This is a genomic window from Acinetobacter sp. BHS4, assembly GCF_018454425.1.
GTDB lineage: Bacteria > Pseudomonadota > Gammaproteobacteria > Pseudomonadales > Moraxellaceae > Acinetobacter > Acinetobacter pittii.
In genome coordinates this window covers 845616-860221 of sequence record NZ_CP075323.1, presented here as the reverse complement: position 1 = coordinate 860221, position 14606 = coordinate 845616, and the positions used below count along the sequence as shown (strand labels likewise).

Annotated in this window: 14 protein-coding genes and 3 tRNA genes; 10 read left to right on the top strand and 7 right to left on the bottom strand. The window is 40.1% G+C overall.

What is annotated here, in order from left to right; translation table 11 throughout:
* The first annotated feature begins 7 nt into the window (after window positions 1-7).
* Together KIP84_RS04210 and KIP84_RS04205 are read left to right on the top strand one after the other, a co-directional pair.
* Window positions 8-81, top strand: a tRNA-Cys gene (locus KIP84_RS04210).
* An 11-nt stretch (window positions 82-92) separates the two neighbouring features.
* Window positions 93-178, top strand: a tRNA-Leu gene (locus KIP84_RS04205).
* Between the two features lie 103 nt (window positions 179-281).
* On the opposite strand, the gene KIP84_RS04200 is transcribed toward KIP84_RS04205, so the two are convergent.
* On the bottom strand, window positions 282-2045 hold the full coding sequence (locus KIP84_RS04200) for an alkaline phosphatase D family protein (RefSeq protein WP_213689375.1): 1764 nt from the start codon (window positions 2043-2045) through the stop codon (window positions 282-284).
* A gap of 196 nt (window positions 2046-2241) precedes the next feature.
* On the opposite strand from KIP84_RS04200, the gene KIP84_RS04195 reads away from it, so the two are divergent.
* Both KIP84_RS04195 and KIP84_RS04190 read left to right on the top strand, forming a co-directional pair.
* Window positions 2242-2327, top strand: a tRNA-Leu gene (locus KIP84_RS04195).
* Between the two features lie 40 nt (window positions 2328-2367).
* The gene (locus tag KIP84_RS04190; RefSeq protein WP_228308303.1) at window positions 2368-2745 is read left to right on the top strand and encodes a hypothetical protein; all 378 of its coding nucleotides are present in this window, start codon (window positions 2368-2370) and stop codon (window positions 2743-2745) included.
* Here KIP84_RS04190 and KIP84_RS04185 read toward each other — a convergent pair whose 3' ends face one another.
* The 4 genes from KIP84_RS04185 to rlmE all read right to left on the bottom strand — a co-directional run bounded on the left by KIP84_RS04185 (window position 2746) and on the right by rlmE (window position 6859).
* Window positions 2746-3060 carry a DUF5713 family protein gene (locus tag KIP84_RS04185; RefSeq protein ID WP_005067609.1) on the bottom strand — a complete coding sequence of 105 codons (315 nt, stop codon included), beginning with the start codon at window positions 3058-3060 and terminating at the stop codon, window positions 2746-2748. It abuts the gene before it with no gap.
* Between the two features lie 135 nt (window positions 3061-3195).
* Window positions 3196-4047 (bottom strand): dihydropteroate synthase, encoded by an 852-nt coding sequence (gene folP / locus KIP84_RS04180; RefSeq protein ID WP_198912083.1) that lies wholly within the window; start codon window positions 4045-4047, stop codon window positions 3196-3198.
* Window positions 4048-4179: 132 nt separating this feature from the next.
* Window positions 4180-6075, bottom strand: a complete 1896-nt coding sequence (gene ftsH, locus KIP84_RS04175; RefSeq protein ID WP_033848050.1) for an ATP-dependent zinc metalloprotease FtsH — start codon at window positions 6073-6075, stop codon at window positions 4180-4182.
* Window positions 6076-6208: 133 nt separating this feature from the next.
* Window positions 6209-6859 (bottom strand): 23S rRNA (uridine(2552)-2'-O)-methyltransferase RlmE, encoded by a 651-nt coding sequence (gene rlmE / locus KIP84_RS04170; protein ID WP_000235573.1) that lies wholly within the window; start codon window positions 6857-6859, stop codon window positions 6209-6211.
* Between the two features lie 199 nt (window positions 6860-7058).
* Here rlmE and yhbY point away from each other — a divergent pair, with 199 nt between their 5' ends.
* Window positions 7059-7382, top strand: a complete 324-nt coding sequence (yhbY, locus tag KIP84_RS04165) for a ribosome assembly RNA-binding protein YhbY (protein WP_002115576.1) — start codon at window positions 7059-7061, stop codon at window positions 7380-7382.
* A gap of 16 nt (window positions 7383-7398) precedes the next feature.
* The gene (locus KIP84_RS04160) at window positions 7399-7935 is read left to right on the top strand and encodes a DOMON-like domain-containing protein (RefSeq protein WP_213689374.1); all 537 of its coding nucleotides are present in this window, start codon (window positions 7399-7401) and stop codon (window positions 7933-7935) included.
* Between the two features lie 60 nt (window positions 7936-7995).
* Here KIP84_RS04160 and KIP84_RS04155 read toward each other — a convergent pair whose 3' ends face one another.
* Together KIP84_RS04155 and KIP84_RS04150 are read right to left on the bottom strand one after the other, a co-directional pair.
* Window positions 7996-8583 carry a hypothetical protein gene (locus KIP84_RS04155; protein ID WP_213689373.1) on the bottom strand — a complete coding sequence of 196 codons (588 nt, stop codon included), beginning with the start codon at window positions 8581-8583 and terminating at the stop codon, window positions 7996-7998.
* 29 nt (window positions 8584-8612) lie between these two features.
* Window positions 8613-8771: a hypothetical protein gene (locus tag KIP84_RS04150; RefSeq protein ID WP_002115567.1), complete on the bottom strand. Its 159-nt coding sequence runs from the start codon at window positions 8769-8771 to the stop codon at window positions 8613-8615.
* A 124-nt stretch (window positions 8772-8895) separates the two neighbouring features.
* Between KIP84_RS04150 and carA the strand changes: the two genes are divergently transcribed.
* From carA to KIP84_RS04130, 4 genes are all read left to right on the top strand, one after another.
* The gene (carA, locus tag KIP84_RS04145) at window positions 8896-10035 is read left to right on the top strand and encodes a glutamine-hydrolyzing carbamoyl-phosphate synthase small subunit (RefSeq protein ID WP_005067597.1); all 1140 of its coding nucleotides are present in this window, start codon (window positions 8896-8898) and stop codon (window positions 10033-10035) included.
* 14 nt (window positions 10036-10049) lie between these two features.
* On the top strand, window positions 10050-13280 hold the full coding sequence (gene carB / locus KIP84_RS04140; protein ID WP_005067595.1) for a carbamoyl-phosphate synthase large subunit: 3231 nt from the start codon (window positions 10050-10052) through the stop codon (window positions 13278-13280).
* A gap of 88 nt (window positions 13281-13368) precedes the next feature.
* The gene (greA, locus tag KIP84_RS04135; protein WP_016146223.1) at window positions 13369-13845 is read left to right on the top strand and encodes a transcription elongation factor GreA; all 477 of its coding nucleotides are present in this window, start codon (window positions 13369-13371) and stop codon (window positions 13843-13845) included.
* A gap of 76 nt (window positions 13846-13921) precedes the next feature.
* Entirely contained in the window at window positions 13922-14554 is a 633-nt protein-coding gene (locus KIP84_RS04130) for a CatB-related O-acetyltransferase (RefSeq protein ID WP_213689372.1), read from the top strand.
* Window positions 14555-14606 lie beyond the last annotated feature (52 nt).

Below are 14606 nucleotides of genomic sequence, written 5' to 3'. Positions count from 1 at the left end.
AAATGTAGGCGGGGTGGCAGAGTGGTCATGCAGCGGACTGCAACTCCGTGGACGCCGGTTCGATTCCGACCTCCGCCTCCAAATTTGGTAAAGCCCGGGTGGTGAAATAGGTAGACACAGGGGATTTAAAATCCCCCGCCCACAAAGCGTGCCGGTTCGAGTCCGGCCCCGGGCACCATTTTCTAGTACAGAAATTGGTGTCATAAAGAATCCAGCGAAAGCTGGTTTTTTTATGTCTAAAAAAAGGATACTTATTAGCATCCCTTTCTCGCCCCATATATTTAAGCAGTTTTTTGCTTATCTTTCTCAGGTGTTAAATTCGCATCTAACACCAATTGATAACCTCGACTAGAATCTACTTTATATTCTGCATTTTTAATTGAATCTACAAAAATCCAATCCGACAGCACCTGCTTATCGTCTAGTGTAACCATCAAATAACCCCGCTGATTTAAATTACAATATGCCAATTCATCGATAAGCGTCATAAAGGCAAATTCAAATTGCTGCAACTGAGCTAGCGGAATACTTAAATATTTTTCAAGACCTGGTGAAGAAACCGAACTTGTCGCCAGTTCAACACCGATATATTCACCCTTTTGGCTATATAAGTAAGATGTCCACGCATTATGAGTATCCCCCGCCAAAACAATAACTTTCTTATTAAACTCTGCCAATTTAGCGTACAAAAACTCTCGCTCAGCATAGTAACCATCCCAAGCATCGAGGTTATAGGGAACTAATGTTGTGACTCGCGCTTTTTCTTGAACGGTTAAAGTTGGATCACCTTGCTCTAATCGTAATTTTAATGTGACTAATTCTGTAATCTGAGCGGTCATTTTAGCTAAAGTATCAGGTGAAGTTCCGCCTGAAGTAATTTGCCCCAGCGATGCCAATAACTCAGCTGGAATCCACATTTTACTCATTAAGACTTGCTGACCAATCACATTCCATGTTGCTGTAGATTGCTTTAATTTATCGACCAGCCAATCCCTTTGCGTATACCCCATTAAAGTACGCTTTGGATCTGTTAAATCAGCCTGAAACTTTTGAGCATCTAAACCTGAAGATGTAATGTAATCTTTATATTCGAGCTGTTTATCTCGCGCAATAATACGTGTATCTAACATGGTTAATTGAACCAACGAACCAAAGTCAAACTGACGATAAATATTTAGATGATCTGTGTTAGAAACAGGGCGAATTGGCATCCATTCAAAATAAGCCTGTAGAGCAGCTAATTTACGCTCCAAGAAAGGACCTTCATTACTTTGATGATTCTCTGCACCTTCGCGCCAAGTATCATTCGCTAACTCATGATCATCCCAAATTACAATAAAAGGATGACGCTGATGAACCGCCTGCAAGTCCTTATCCTGACGATAGAGCGCATAACGTTTGCGATAATCATCTAATTTAATAATTTCTTTATTATTATCGGACGGTAAAGTACGGCCCAGCTTTGCAGCATCTTCTGTCGCATAGCCATCAGCCCCATATTCATAAATATAATCTCCCAAATGAATGACTACATCCACATTCTGTTTTGCCATTTCACGATAAACGTAAAAATAACCCGCAGGATAATTAGAACAAGAACATACTGCGAAGCTGACCTTATTGGTAGTTATAGGTAATGTTTTTGTTTGCCCTACTGGCGAGACTTTGCTACCAAATCGAAAGCGATAATAATAAGTCGTACCCGCTTGTAGACCTGTTGCATCCACCTTCACCGTAAAATCGTCAGTTTTAGTCGTTTGAACCGTACCAGTCTTTAAATTTTGCTTGAACTGATCATCGGTAGCAATTTCCCAAGTAACTCTAAGACGCGCATTAAGGTCTACTGGTGTTAACCGCGTCCATAAAATTACTCTATCTTGCAATGGGTCGCCGCTCGCAACTCCATGTAAAAAATCTGCTTGTGTTTCTGAACCCTCCTCATCGGAACCATCATTACACCCCGTAAAAGCTACAGGCAAAGATAGCGCCCCAAAACCGAACAGACTTTTTTGAATTAATTCTCGGCGTGAAATTTTTTCTGACATAAAATTACCTAAGTTTTAAGCAATGAGTGTCTTAAATTTAGGTAGATAAGATGAACAACTGATCTCAGTTTAATGAACAAATCATGACACAAATTGGTTAATTTATATAAATACTAACAAGAACTGATTGAAAATAAAGCAAACTCTCTGATTTTCTCTTGCCAATCGCGCACTTGTCCTCTATTATTGCGCACATGCCCGGGTGGTGAAATAGGTAGACACAGGGGATTTAAAATCCCCCGCCCACAAAGCGTGCCGGTTCGAGTCCGGCCCCGGGCACCATTTTCAAATATTGAATTTGGTGCTACAAAGAATCCAGCGTATGCTGGTTTTTTTATGCCTAATCAAAATGAATTTTATGATAAGAATATTATTACTCTTTTGCACTACCCTTTTTATAACAAAGGTTTACGCCACATATCTTTTCTCTGGTACCCTTTCTTTCAAAGACAACCATTGGTATTTTTCACGTTGCTCTATTACCAAAGATGATTATTTAGTTAAAGCACCCGAACAGATAATAGATAAATTTAAAAAGCTGGAACAAAAACGAGAAACTTATTGGGTCAGTTTGTTAGCGGACGCAGATTATCAAGAGAAAGGTGTTTTAGTTTTAAAAGTTAAAGAAATAGACGAAATACATTTAAAGGCATCTTGCCACTTATTAGATGTATTTGAAGATATTGAAAATCGAGAGTAATCACCACTCTCGATTCATCACCAGCTCTTCCATTTCTAGATCTAAATATCCAGCTTCCTGTGCTACCATCATCATTGCTTCAGCAATATAGTCAGCAGCACTATCATCTAAAGAAGAATCTAGATCTTCGAACTGAGGTTTCATCTCATTAATTTCAATTACAGTTTGATGAGCATATCGATAGATATCCTGCTCAGCTAAGGCAGGCTTCTGAACTTTTTTAGCAAATTGTTCAATGAGCTGCTTGAGTTCAGCGACCAAAATATCTGGATAATATTCATCATCAAACATCGGGAGAAGTAAGTCTTCGAACATACAAAAGTTTACACAACAGCAAAAACTTGCCGCTTATAACATATTTTCAAAAGAATAACGATATTTTTCCCTGACTCAATCATCTAGCTCATTAAATTAATGAGCCACGACCTGATTTTTATAAAGCCTACTTTATTAAGCTTGTATCATCGCCTTCCAAACTAGAATTGCATCAGTCATTGCTTTGACATCATGCGCTCTAACAATGCATGCTCCTTGCTGAATACTAAGCAAATGCCCCGTAACGCTTCCTACCGCACGCTGATCTGCAGTTGCACCCTTTAATGCTTCACCAATAAAACGTTTACGAGAAAGGCCAGATAAAATCGGATAACCCATTTCACCAAGCTTCCAAAATTCTTTGAGTAGTCTTAAGTTTTGCTGCGCATTTTTTGCAAAACCAAAGCCAGGATCAATAATAATATTATGTTTTTTCACGCCCGCATTTAAAGCTTCATTCACGCGCTGCTGGAGTTCCGCTATAACATCTAAGGTTACGTCCGTATATTGGTCTAACTGATTCATTGTAGTCGGCTCACCACGCATATGCATGATCACTACGGGTATATCCAGATCTGCTGCCGTTTTTAAAGCATTGGGACGAGTAAGCGCACGTACATCATTCCAAATATGTGCTCCTGCTTTTTTCGCTGCGCGAATAACATCAGGCTGACTTGTATCAATTGATAGAACAATATTATGTTTAGCTAAAGCTTCAACTACGGGCACAACTCTTCGTATTTCTTCTTCTACGCTTACTTCAGATGCTCCTGGACGGGTAGACTCACCACCAATATCAATAATGGTAGCGCCTTGCTCTACCATGGCTAGCGCATAAGCAATCGCTTGATCTACTTGATTATGCTTTCCACCATCACTAAAAGAATCTGGTGTGACATTTAATATACCCATAACGTGAGGCTGTGATAGATCTAACTGAAGCTGTCCACACTGTAAAATTTGTTGAGGCAAAGGCATTAGTTGCATAAAAAGCTCCAGTTTAAAATCAGGCTGTATTTTAGCAATTATCATCTATGTATGGTGTTGATTTGTTTTCAGCTTTTAACAAAATCAAACCCATAAAAAAAGCCACATGACTGTGGCTTTTTTATTAACTAATTAGTTCATTGCTGGCAATGGTGGCGGTGTAGATGGACCATCTTTTGGTGGTTCAAATGCAGCCACTGGGTTTTCAGCAACATATACTTTAGGCGGTTGTGGCTCACGACCTTCCATAATGTCACGGATTTGATCACGATCAATTGTTTCCCATTCCATCAAAGCTTTTACCATCGCGTGTGCAATATCTTTATTACTTTCCAAGATATTACGTGCAACTTTGTATTGCTCATCAAGAATACGACGTACTTCCTCATCAACTAACTGTTGAGTTGCTTCAGAAATCGTACGGCTTCCTACATTACCAAAGAAACCATTTTGGTTTTCATCTTCGTAAACCATTACACCCATTTTGTCAGACATACCGTACTTGGTAACCATTGCACGCGCCATTTTAGTAGCTCGCTCAAAGTCATTTGAAGCACCAGTAGATTGCTGTTGGATAAATACTTCTTCAGCAATACGACCACCAAACAAAATTGCAATTTCGTTTAGCATCTTGTCTTTATAGTGGCTAATTTGGTCTTGTTCAGGTAACTGCCAAGTTACACCTAAAGCCCAACCACGCGGCATAATCGTTACTTTATGAACAGGATCTGTACCCGGTAAAATCTCGGCAACAATCGCATGACCCGCTTCATGATAAGCAGTTGCACGACGCTCTTCTTCACGTAAAACCATCGATTTACGCTCTGGTCCCATGTAGATTTTGTCTTTTGCATCTTCAAAGTCATGCATGTCGACAGTGTTCTTATTACGACGTGCAGCAAATAAGGCAGCCTCGTTAACAAGGTTTGCCAACTGTGCACCAGAGAAACCTGGAGTACCACGAGATAGAACTTTAACATCCACACCCGTAACTGAAGGTAATTTTTTCAAATGTACATTCAGAATCTGCTCACGACCACGAATGTCAGGTAAACCTACCATTACTTGACGGTCAAAACGACCTGGACGTAATAATGCTTTATCCAAGACATCAACACGGTTCGTCGCAGCAATTACGATTACACCTTCGTTACCTTCAAAACCATCCATCTCTACAAGCATTTGGTTCAAGGTTTGCTCACGTTCATCATGACCACCACCTGTACCTGAACCACGGTGACGACCTACTGCATCAATCTCGTCAATAAAGATAATACAAGGCGCATGACGCTTCGCTTGCTCGAACATATCACGGACACGGGACGCACCCACACCCACGAACATTTCGACAAAGTCAGAACCTGAAATGCTGAAGAAAGGAACTTTAGCTTCACCAGCAATTGCTTTGGCTAATAACGTTTTACCAGTACCCGGAGGACCAACCATAAGTACGCCACGAGGAATAGTAGCGCCCAAACGTTTGAATTTTGCAGGGTCTTTTAAGAAATCTACAATTTCAACAACTTCTTGTTTTGCTTCATCACAGCCGGCAACGTCAGAAAAATTAACTTTGATTTGATCTTCAGAAAGCATTTTTGCTTTCGACTTACCAAAACTCATCGGTCCATTTTTTCCGCCTGCACCACCACCCATGTTACGCATAAAGAACATGAATAACAGAATGATTAACAGTACAGGGAAACTAGCAATGAGAAGTTGCATCAAAATGCCTTGACGTTGAGGAGCTGTTCCCTCTACAACAACATTTTGCTTATTTAAGCTCGGCATAAGCTCAGTGTCTTCAACTTGCGGACGAACAGTTTCAAACTGTGATCCGTTAGTTTTTTCACCATTAATATTTAAACCGTCAATTGTGACTTGCTTAATTTGGCCAGCATTCACCGCTGCAACGAAATCTGAGTATTTCATCGCAGTAGGCTTATTGCGGTCACTGATATTACTGAAAATTAAAATCAGAACACCAAGTATTATTAGCCACAATACGGCATTCTTGAAGTAATCGCTCAAAGCTTTATTCCCATATCGATCTAATTTGATCATGCCCAATCTTGGCTGATCGTCATAAAAACAGCAACTGTATTGCTTGCGGATAACCTAAAAGTACAAAATGCACAATTTTTAGGAGCTTGGCAAGTAAACTTTATTGCAATGCTTTCTTACGCCCTTGTCCAACCAAAAAAACTTCTTTAGAGCGCGCCCGAGAAGCTGCTGGTTTTGCTGTCTTTAACACATCAAAACTATCAACCACTTGTTTACGAAACTCATCAAATCCTGCGCCTTGGAACACTTTAACCACAAACTGTCCATTAGGTCCAAGAACCTTTTGAGCAAAATCTAAAGCCAGTTCACATAAGTAAATCTGTCTAGGTTGATCAACAGCCCTATTACCTGATGTATTGGGGGCCATATCAGAAATTACAATGTCTACTTGTCGCCCATTTAAAATATTTAACAATTTTTCAAATACAGCTTCTTCTCTAAAGTCGCCTTGTAAGAAAGTGACATCAGGCAAAGCATCCATGGGCAAAATATCGGAAGCAATCACTAAACCTTTGCTACCCACAAGTTTTCCAGCAATTTGAGACCAGCTACCAGGAGCCGCACCCAAATCGACTACCGTCATGCCTGGCTTGATCAACTTATATTTTTCTTGGATTTCAAGAAGTTTATATGCTGCTCGCGCACGATACCCTTCCTTTTGTGCTTTTTTTACAAAAGGATCGTCTAGATGTTCCCTCATCCACGCACGACTACTTTTCGACAATTTCTGGTTTGTAATGCGTGTTGCCATAACTCACTAAATATCAAAAAAACTTCTGATCGTTCATTGTACGTGAAAATTACTCTCATTACAGTACGGATGTAGCGTAATCTCACCAAGTTTTACAGTTTTTTTCCAATAATGTTGATCGATTATTTATACAGTTTTTCGTACATCTGAATTTAAGTTTTTTGCTATACTAAGTCGTTTTTAAAATCAGGTATTTTTAATGGCCGCTTTATCTATCCATGAACGTAAACGTTTACGTCAAATTGGTCATGTGCTTAATCCGGTTGTCATGATTGGTGGACAAGGCTTAACAGATGCTGTTATCGAAGAAACTCTTCGTGCTTTAAACGACCACGAACTTATCAAAGTTAAAGTTGCTGGTGAAGACCGTGAAGCACGTACTGCTGTAATTGATGCAATTGTAGAAGCGACTGGCGCAGAAGCTGTGCAAAAGATTGGTAAAATTGTTTTACTTTACAAAAAAGCAGCTAAGCAAAACCAGCATTTGTCTAATCTTGTTCGCCACGCTCATTTAGCAAACTAAGTTGATTTGACAAACTATGGCAAGTTACGAACTTTCAGCTTTTGATCGTTTTCATGCTGTTTCTGTTGTTGGCGCAATTGAACAGCAAGCTCCGCATACCTTAAATGTCGGTTTTTGGATTCGTGATCCAAATCAACTCATTGTCTGGCCCCAAGAAGTCGCCGCTCATTCGCGTCAGGATTTTTTGTGGGAAGAAACTTGTTTCGAAATTTTTGTTGGCGTGCATGATGAAGATTATTATCGAGAAATTAACCTTTCCCCTTCTCAAGCATGGCAGTCTTATCAGTTTGAAGAATATCGCTATCCAGAAAGTATGCCTCCCCTTGCTGCTTACGATATCGAACTGAACCATCTCAAGCGTACTCATTATGGCTTAAATGTTAGTCTTGATTTGGGACAATTTATGCAACAGCAACGCTTGAAATGGGCAAACCTTTATTTAGGTTTAACTGCAGTTTTAAAAACCAAAGAAGGTATGCAGTACTATGCAATGCAGCATAGTGGAAAAAGTGCAGATTTCCATAATAAGCGCGACTGGTTACATCAGTTTTAAAAAATAAAAAAGCGAGAAATTAATTCTCGCTTTTTTATAGCTGGCTAAAAGCTAAGATCATTAGTTATCTCGTGCTTTATTCCAGGCTTCAACTGCATTATTTTTAGTACGCTTAATACTTTCACTTAAAGAATCTTTGTGCTTCAAAGAAATCTGGCTAATATCACCTTTCAATTCTTTACTGACTTTAGTCAAATCTTCGATAAGCGCGTTAATTTCTGCTTTCAAAGCATTTTTAAGTTCAGATAGTCCTTCTTGTGAAGTGCTAAACTGAGCTTTAATCACATCAAGACGTTGTAGAATATCTTGTTTAATTTGAATAAATTGATTTTGAATATTCTTGTTTAACTCATGAGTTTCAGCTTCAATTTTTTCTTGGGTTTCACTTAAAACTTCTTTGACCTGCTCTTGAGTTTCAGTGATAGCTTCTTTCACCTGAGTTTTCGCTTCTGTAGCAACTTCTTTAATCTGCTCAGTTTTCTCGGCAACACTTTCTTTTACTTGCGCAGTTTTAGCAGTTACTGTTCTTTTCGCTTTAGTTGTAGTAGCAGCTACGGTTTCTTTCACTTCATTCACCTCAGCTTTTACTGAATCAACTACTGCTTGAGCTTTCTCGCTCACATCTTTTGGAACTTGATCATTACTCATGCTATTTCCTCATATTGTTTATTTTTTAACTAGCAATACAATAAATCCAGTTCTAAAAATTCAGCCAGCAAATTGTTAGACAATTTATCAAAAGTAACTGATTCGGATGAGCGGATAATTTTTTTGTAAAAATCAAGCAATGAATTATGTTTTTTAGCAGAAAATAAATAGACTTTTTGAGGTTCCATGCGTATAATGCGCTGTTAAGTTACAAGCGAGCAGACCGATAGGGAGGGGCATGTTTTATCACAACATCGCCTATCTTTTTTGGGTCTACTCGCTTTTTTACAGCCGAAATTCAGGAGCTTTGGTTTGAGCACCCCCGCCATTTTAGCCCTCGCAGATGGAACGATCTTTAAAGGAACGTCAATCGGCGCAACGGGAAGTACGACTGGAGAAGTCGTTTTTAACACAGCCATGACAGGCTATCAAGAAATTTTGACTGACCCAAGTTATGCACAACAAATTGTGACATTAACTTACCCACATATCGGAAACACTGGCTGCAACGCGGAAGACGTTGAATCTGGTCGTATCCATAAAGTATGGGCGAATGGTTTAATTATTCGTGACCTTCCACTACTACACAGCAACTTCCGTGCTGAACAGTCATTGAGTGAATATTTGCAAGAACACAATGTTGTTGCAATCGCGGATATTGATACACGTAAATTAACACGTATTTTGCGTGACAAAGGTGCACAAAATGGTTGCATCCTTGCTGGCGAAAATATTACTGAAGAAGAAGCAATTGCCAAAGCTCGTGCTTTTGGTGGCTTAAACGGTTTAGACCTTGCAAAAGAATGTTGCGATCCAACTGGTTTTGAATGGTCCGAAGGTTCATGGACTCTAGGCCAAGGCTTCTCTCAACCTGAATTAAAATATCATGTAGTTGCATACGATTACGGTGTCAAAACCAACATCTTGCGTATGCTTGCAGACCGCGGTTGCAAATTAACCGTTGTTCCTGCAGAAACTCCGGCTGAAAAAGTATTGGCACTTAATCCGGATGGCGTATTCCTTTCAAATGGCCCTGGCGATCCAGCTGCTTGTGATTATGCAATCGAAGCTGTAAAAACTATTGTTGAAACCACAACATTACCTGTATTTGGTATTTGCTTAGGCCACCAAATCTTGGCACTCGCTTCTGGTGCAAAAACTGTAAAAATGAACCATGGTCACCACGGTGCTAACCACCCTGTACAAAATCTTGAAGATGGTACAGTGATGATTACTTCACAAAATCATGGTTTCGCTGTAGATGCTGAAACTTTACCGGCTAACTTAAAAGCAACGCATAAATCATTGTTCGATGGCACCTTACAAGGGATTCACCGTACAGACAAGCCAGCTTTCAGCTTCCAAGGTCACCCTGAAGCAAGCCCAGGTCCACATGATTGTGCCCCATTGTTCGATCATTTTATCGAACTTATCGAAGCATCTAAACAGTAATTAAGGAGCGAATAATGCCTAAACGTACGGATATTAAAAGCATCTTAATTATTGGTGCTGGCCCGATTGTGATTGGTCAGGCATGTGAGTTTGACTACTCAGGTGCTCAAGCGTGTAAAGCGCTTCGTGAAGAAGGCTATCGTGTTATTTTGGTTAACTCTAACCCAGCAACCATTATGACAGACCCTTCAATGGCTGATGCAACATATATTGAGCCAATTACTTGGCAAACAGTTGCACAGATTATTGAAAAAGAACGCCCAGATGCAGTATTGCCAACTATGGGTGGCCAAACTGCATTGAACTGTGCTCTTGCACTTGATGAGCACGGCGTTCTTGAAAAATATAATGTTGAATTAATTGGTGCAACTAAAGACGCAATTGAGAAAGCCGAAGACCGTAAACTCTTCGATATCGCTATGCGTAAAATTGGCTTGGAATGTCCAAAAGCTGCCATTGCCGAAACAATGGAAGAAGCTTTAGAAATTCAGTCACGCTTTGGTTTCCCGGTAATTATCCGTCCATCATTCACAATGGGTGGTTCGGGTGGCGGTATCGCATATAACCGCGAAGAATTCCTTGAGATTTGTGAACGTGGTTTTGACCTCTCTCCTACTCACCAGTTATTGATCGATGAATCTTTAATTGGTTGGAAAGAATACGAAATGGAAGTTGTTCGTGACAAAAACGACAACTGTATTATCGTATGTGCGATCGAAAACTTCGACCCAATGGGCGTACACACTGGTGACTCAATCACTGTAGCACCAGCTCAAACATTAACAGACAAAGAATATCAATTGATGCGTAACGCTTCGGTTGCAGTTCTTCGTGAAATTGGTGTGGAGACAGGCGGTTCTAACGTTCAGTTCGGTATTAACCCGAAAGACGGCCGTATGGTTGTTATCGAGATGAACCCTCGTGTATCTCGTTCATCTGCACTTGCTTCTAAAGCAACAGGTTTCCCGATTGCTAAAATCGCAGCAAAACTTGCTGTTGGTTATACCCTTGATGAATTGAAAAATGACATCACTGGTGGCGTAACTCCTGCAAGCTTCGAACCATCAATTGACTATGTTGTAACGAAGATTCCTCGTTTTAACTTCGAGAAATTCCCGCAAGCTGAACCAGTTCTTACCACTCAGATGAAATCTGTTGGTGAAGTGATGGCAATCGGCCGTAACTTCCAAGAATCTGTTCAAAAAGCATTACGTGGTCTTGAAGTTGGTGTAAGCGGTTTTGATGAAAAAATCGAAGCTGGTGCAACAAATGCAAAAGAAATTATTCTAAAAGAACTTAAAGTTCCGGGTCCTGAGCGTATCTGGTACGTAGCGGATGCTTTCCGTCATGGTTTCTCTTTAGATGAAGTTTTTGAAGCGACTAAGATTGACCGCTGGTTCCTTATCCAAATTCAAGACATCGTTAAAACTGAAGCTCAAGTGAAAACTTTAGGTTTTGGTGACTTAAACGCTGACAACATCCGTTCGTTCAAGCGTAAAGGTTTATCTGACCTTCGTATTGCTCACCTCATGGGCATTTCACAAAAGCAATTCCGTAAACAACGTTGGAACTTGGGTGTTTATCCAGTTTACAAACGCGTTGATACATGTGCAGCAGAGTTTGAATCTGGTACTGCATACATGTATTCAACTTACGATGAAGAATGTGAAGCAAATCCATCAAACCGTGACAAGATCATGGTCATTGGTGGTGGTCCAAACCGTATTGGTCAAGGTATCGAATTTGACTACTGCTGTGTACACGCTGCATTAGCTATGCGTGAAGACGGTTACGAAACAATCATGGTGAACTGTAACCCTGAAACTGTTTCTACCGACTATGATACATCTGACCGTCTATACTTCGAACCTGTAACACTTGAAGATGTACTTGAAATCGTACGTACAGAGAAGCCTAAAGGCGTAATCGTACAGTATGGTGGCCAAACTCCGCTTAAATTGGCACGTGCTTTAGAAGAAGCAGGCACTCCAATTATCGGTACATCACCAGATGCGATTGACCGTGCTGAAGACCGTGAACGTTTCCAACAAATGATTCAACGTTTACAGCTTCGTCAACCAAACAACAGCATTGTAAAATCTGCTGAAGAAGGTATCTCTGAAGCTGCAAAAGTAGGTTATCCGCTTGTTGTTCGCCCATCTTATGTATTAGGTGGTCGTGCAATGGAAATCGTATATAACGAAGAAGAACTTAAACGTTACCTTCGTGAAGCAGTTCAGGCATCTAACGAAGCCCCTGTTCTTCTTGACCGTTTCCTAGATGACGCAACTGAAGTTGATGTTGACTGTGTATCTGACGGTAAAGACGTTGTGATCGGCGGTATCATGCAGCATATCGAACAAGCGGGTATTCACTCAGGTGACTCTGCATGTTCAATTCCTCCTTATTCTTTATCAAAAGAAATTCAGGATGAAATGCGTCGTCAAACGATTGCGATGGCAAAAGAACTTGGTGTTGTCGGCTTGATGAACGTTCAGTTCGCTGTAAAAGGTGACGATATTTACGTTCTAGAAGTTAACCCACGTGCTTCACGTACAGTTCCATTCGTATCTAAGTGTATTGGTGATTCTTTAGCGAAAGTTGCTGCGCGTTGTATGGCAGGCCAATCTCTTGAGTCTCAAGGATTTACTAAAGAAATCATTCCAACTCACTTTGCTGTGAAGGAAGCCGTTTTCCCATTCGCTAAATTCCAAGGCGTAGACCCTATGCTTGGACCTGAGATGAAATCTACAGGTGAAGTGATGGGCGTAGGTAAAACATTTGGTGAAGCATTCTATAAAGCTGTTTTAGGCTCAAATGAACGCTTACCTGGTTTACCAACTGAAGGCGAAGTAAAACATGCTTTCTTATCAGTACGTGAATCTGACAAGAAATACATCGCTGATATCGCTAAGAAATTAGTTGAATATGGCTTCAAGCTTGTTGCAACAGGTGGTACTTACCAAGTGCTTAAAGAAGCAGGTTTAGAATGCGAATCTGTAAATAAAGTTACTGAAGGTCGTCCACATATTGTTGACCGCTTGAAAAATGGTGAAATACACCTTATTGTCAATACCACTGAAGGTAAACAGGCTCAATATGACTCTGCAATGATTCGTCGTGCTGCCCTACAAGGCAAAGTGTATTACACAACGACTATCAATGGCGCAGAAGCTGTTTGCCAAGCCTTTGCTGTGAAATTGCCAATGGATGTATACCGCTTGCAAGATTTAACTGTAGGTTAATTTTTTTACCGATAAGTCCCGTCACCTTATCGGTGGCGGGATTTTTTCATTTTTTTAACTGTGTTTTCTCAACTTAAGAGGGACCGAAATGCAACGTTATCCAATGACCCCTGAAGGTAAAATCGCCTTAGAGAAAGAATTACAACATCTGAAATCTGTTGAACGTCCACGTATTACTCAAGCAATTGCTGAAGCACGTGAACATGGGGACTTAAAAGAAAATGCAGAATACCATGCTGCTCGTGAACAGCAAGGTTTCTGTGAAGGACGTATCCAAGATATCGAAGGAAAATTGGGTGCTTCACAAGTCATCGATGTTAAGGACTTAGAACAAAACGGTCGTGTTGTATTCGGTGTTACGGTAACGATTGAAAACCTTGATACTGAAGAGCGCAAGACTTATAAAATTGTTGGTGATGATGAAGCTGATTTTAAAATCAATAAAATCTCAGTGAACTCACCAATTGCTCGCGGTCTTTTGGGTAAAAATGAAGGTGATGAAGTAAAAATCACTACTCCTCAAGGCGAAGTTGAGTACGAAGTTGTAAGCGTAGAATATCTCTAAGATACTGCTCTTGAACCCCTCTTCCTGAGGGGTTTTTTATTTAATATGGTTTAGCTCATTTTTTGGATAATAGATTATGGATACGCCTCTGATTAACACACCAGTCCGTCATTGGTGCGAATTTGAGTTTATTTCCAAAACTGTGAAAAATCCCAACATCCACATTAAAGGAAATTATTCTTACTATTCAGCTTATTGGGATCAAGGCTTTGAACGTTGTGTAGTCCGTTATTTACATGACAAAGCTTCAACGCCAGAGAAACCGATTGACCAACTTTATATTGGCAATTTTGTTTGTTTTGGCGCTGAGTGTGTAATCATGATGGGTGGTAATCAGCTTCATAGACCCGACTGGATTTCAACTTTCCCTTTTGATACTCGTAGTTTTTTGGTGGCTGGCGATACTATTATTGCTGATGGTTGCTGGGTTGGTAGCCGTGCCATGATTATGCAAGGTGTCAAACTAGGTGAAGGCGCAGTGGTCGCCACTGGAGCCGTGGTAACTAAAGATGTTCCCCCTTATGCAATTGTAGGTGGAGTGCCTGCGAAAATTATTAAATATCGCTTTCCTCAAGAACAAATCGACAAACTACTTGCTTTAAAACTTTATGATTTAGATGAGAAGCAAATTTTGAAAATACGTGAATATCTTCAAACTGATGATATTGATGCTTTATCTACACATATAGAAAATTTGCGCAATTTATAAAAATTTATCTAAAAAATTTGTTGTTATAAAATCACAAATGATTACGTGCTTG

Coding starts and splice junctions, on each gene's coding strand:
- KIP84_RS04185 (WP_005067609.1), bottom strand. CDS start 3,060: ATGTTCGAAGACTTACTTCTCCCGATGTTTGATGATGAATATTATCCA.
- KIP84_RS04190 (WP_228308303.1), top strand. CDS start 2,368: ATGCTGGTTTTTTTATGCCTAATCAAAATGAATTTTATGATAAGAATA.
- KIP84_RS04155 (WP_213689373.1), bottom strand. CDS start 8,583: ATGAGTAATGATCAAGTTCCAAAAGATGTGAGCGAGAAAGCTCAAGCA.
- folP (WP_198912083.1), bottom strand. CDS start 4,047: ATGCAACTAATGCCTTTGCCTCAACAAATTTTACAGTGTGGACAGCTT.
- yhbY (WP_002115576.1), top strand. CDS start 7,059: ATGGCCGCTTTATCTATCCATGAACGTAAACGTTTACGTCAAATTGGT.
- greA (WP_016146223.1), top strand. CDS start 13,369: ATGCAACGTTATCCAATGACCCCTGAAGGTAAAATCGCCTTAGAGAAA.
- rlmE (WP_000235573.1), bottom strand. CDS start 6,859: ATGGCAACACGCATTACAAACCAGAAATTGTCGAAAAGTAGTCGTGCG.
- carB (WP_005067595.1), top strand. CDS start 10,050: ATGCCTAAACGTACGGATATTAAAAGCATCTTAATTATTGGTGCTGGC.
- KIP84_RS04160 (WP_213689374.1), top strand. CDS start 7,399: ATGGCAAGTTACGAACTTTCAGCTTTTGATCGTTTTCATGCTGTTTCT.
- KIP84_RS04130 (WP_213689372.1), top strand. CDS start 13,922: ATGGATACGCCTCTGATTAACACACCAGTCCGTCATTGGTGCGAATTT.
- KIP84_RS04150 (WP_002115567.1), bottom strand. CDS start 8,771: ATGGAACCTCAAAAAGTCTATTTATTTTCTGCTAAAAAACATAATTCA.
- KIP84_RS04200 (WP_213689375.1), bottom strand. CDS start 2,045: ATGTCAGAAAAAATTTCACGCCGAGAATTAATTCAAAAAAGTCTGTTC.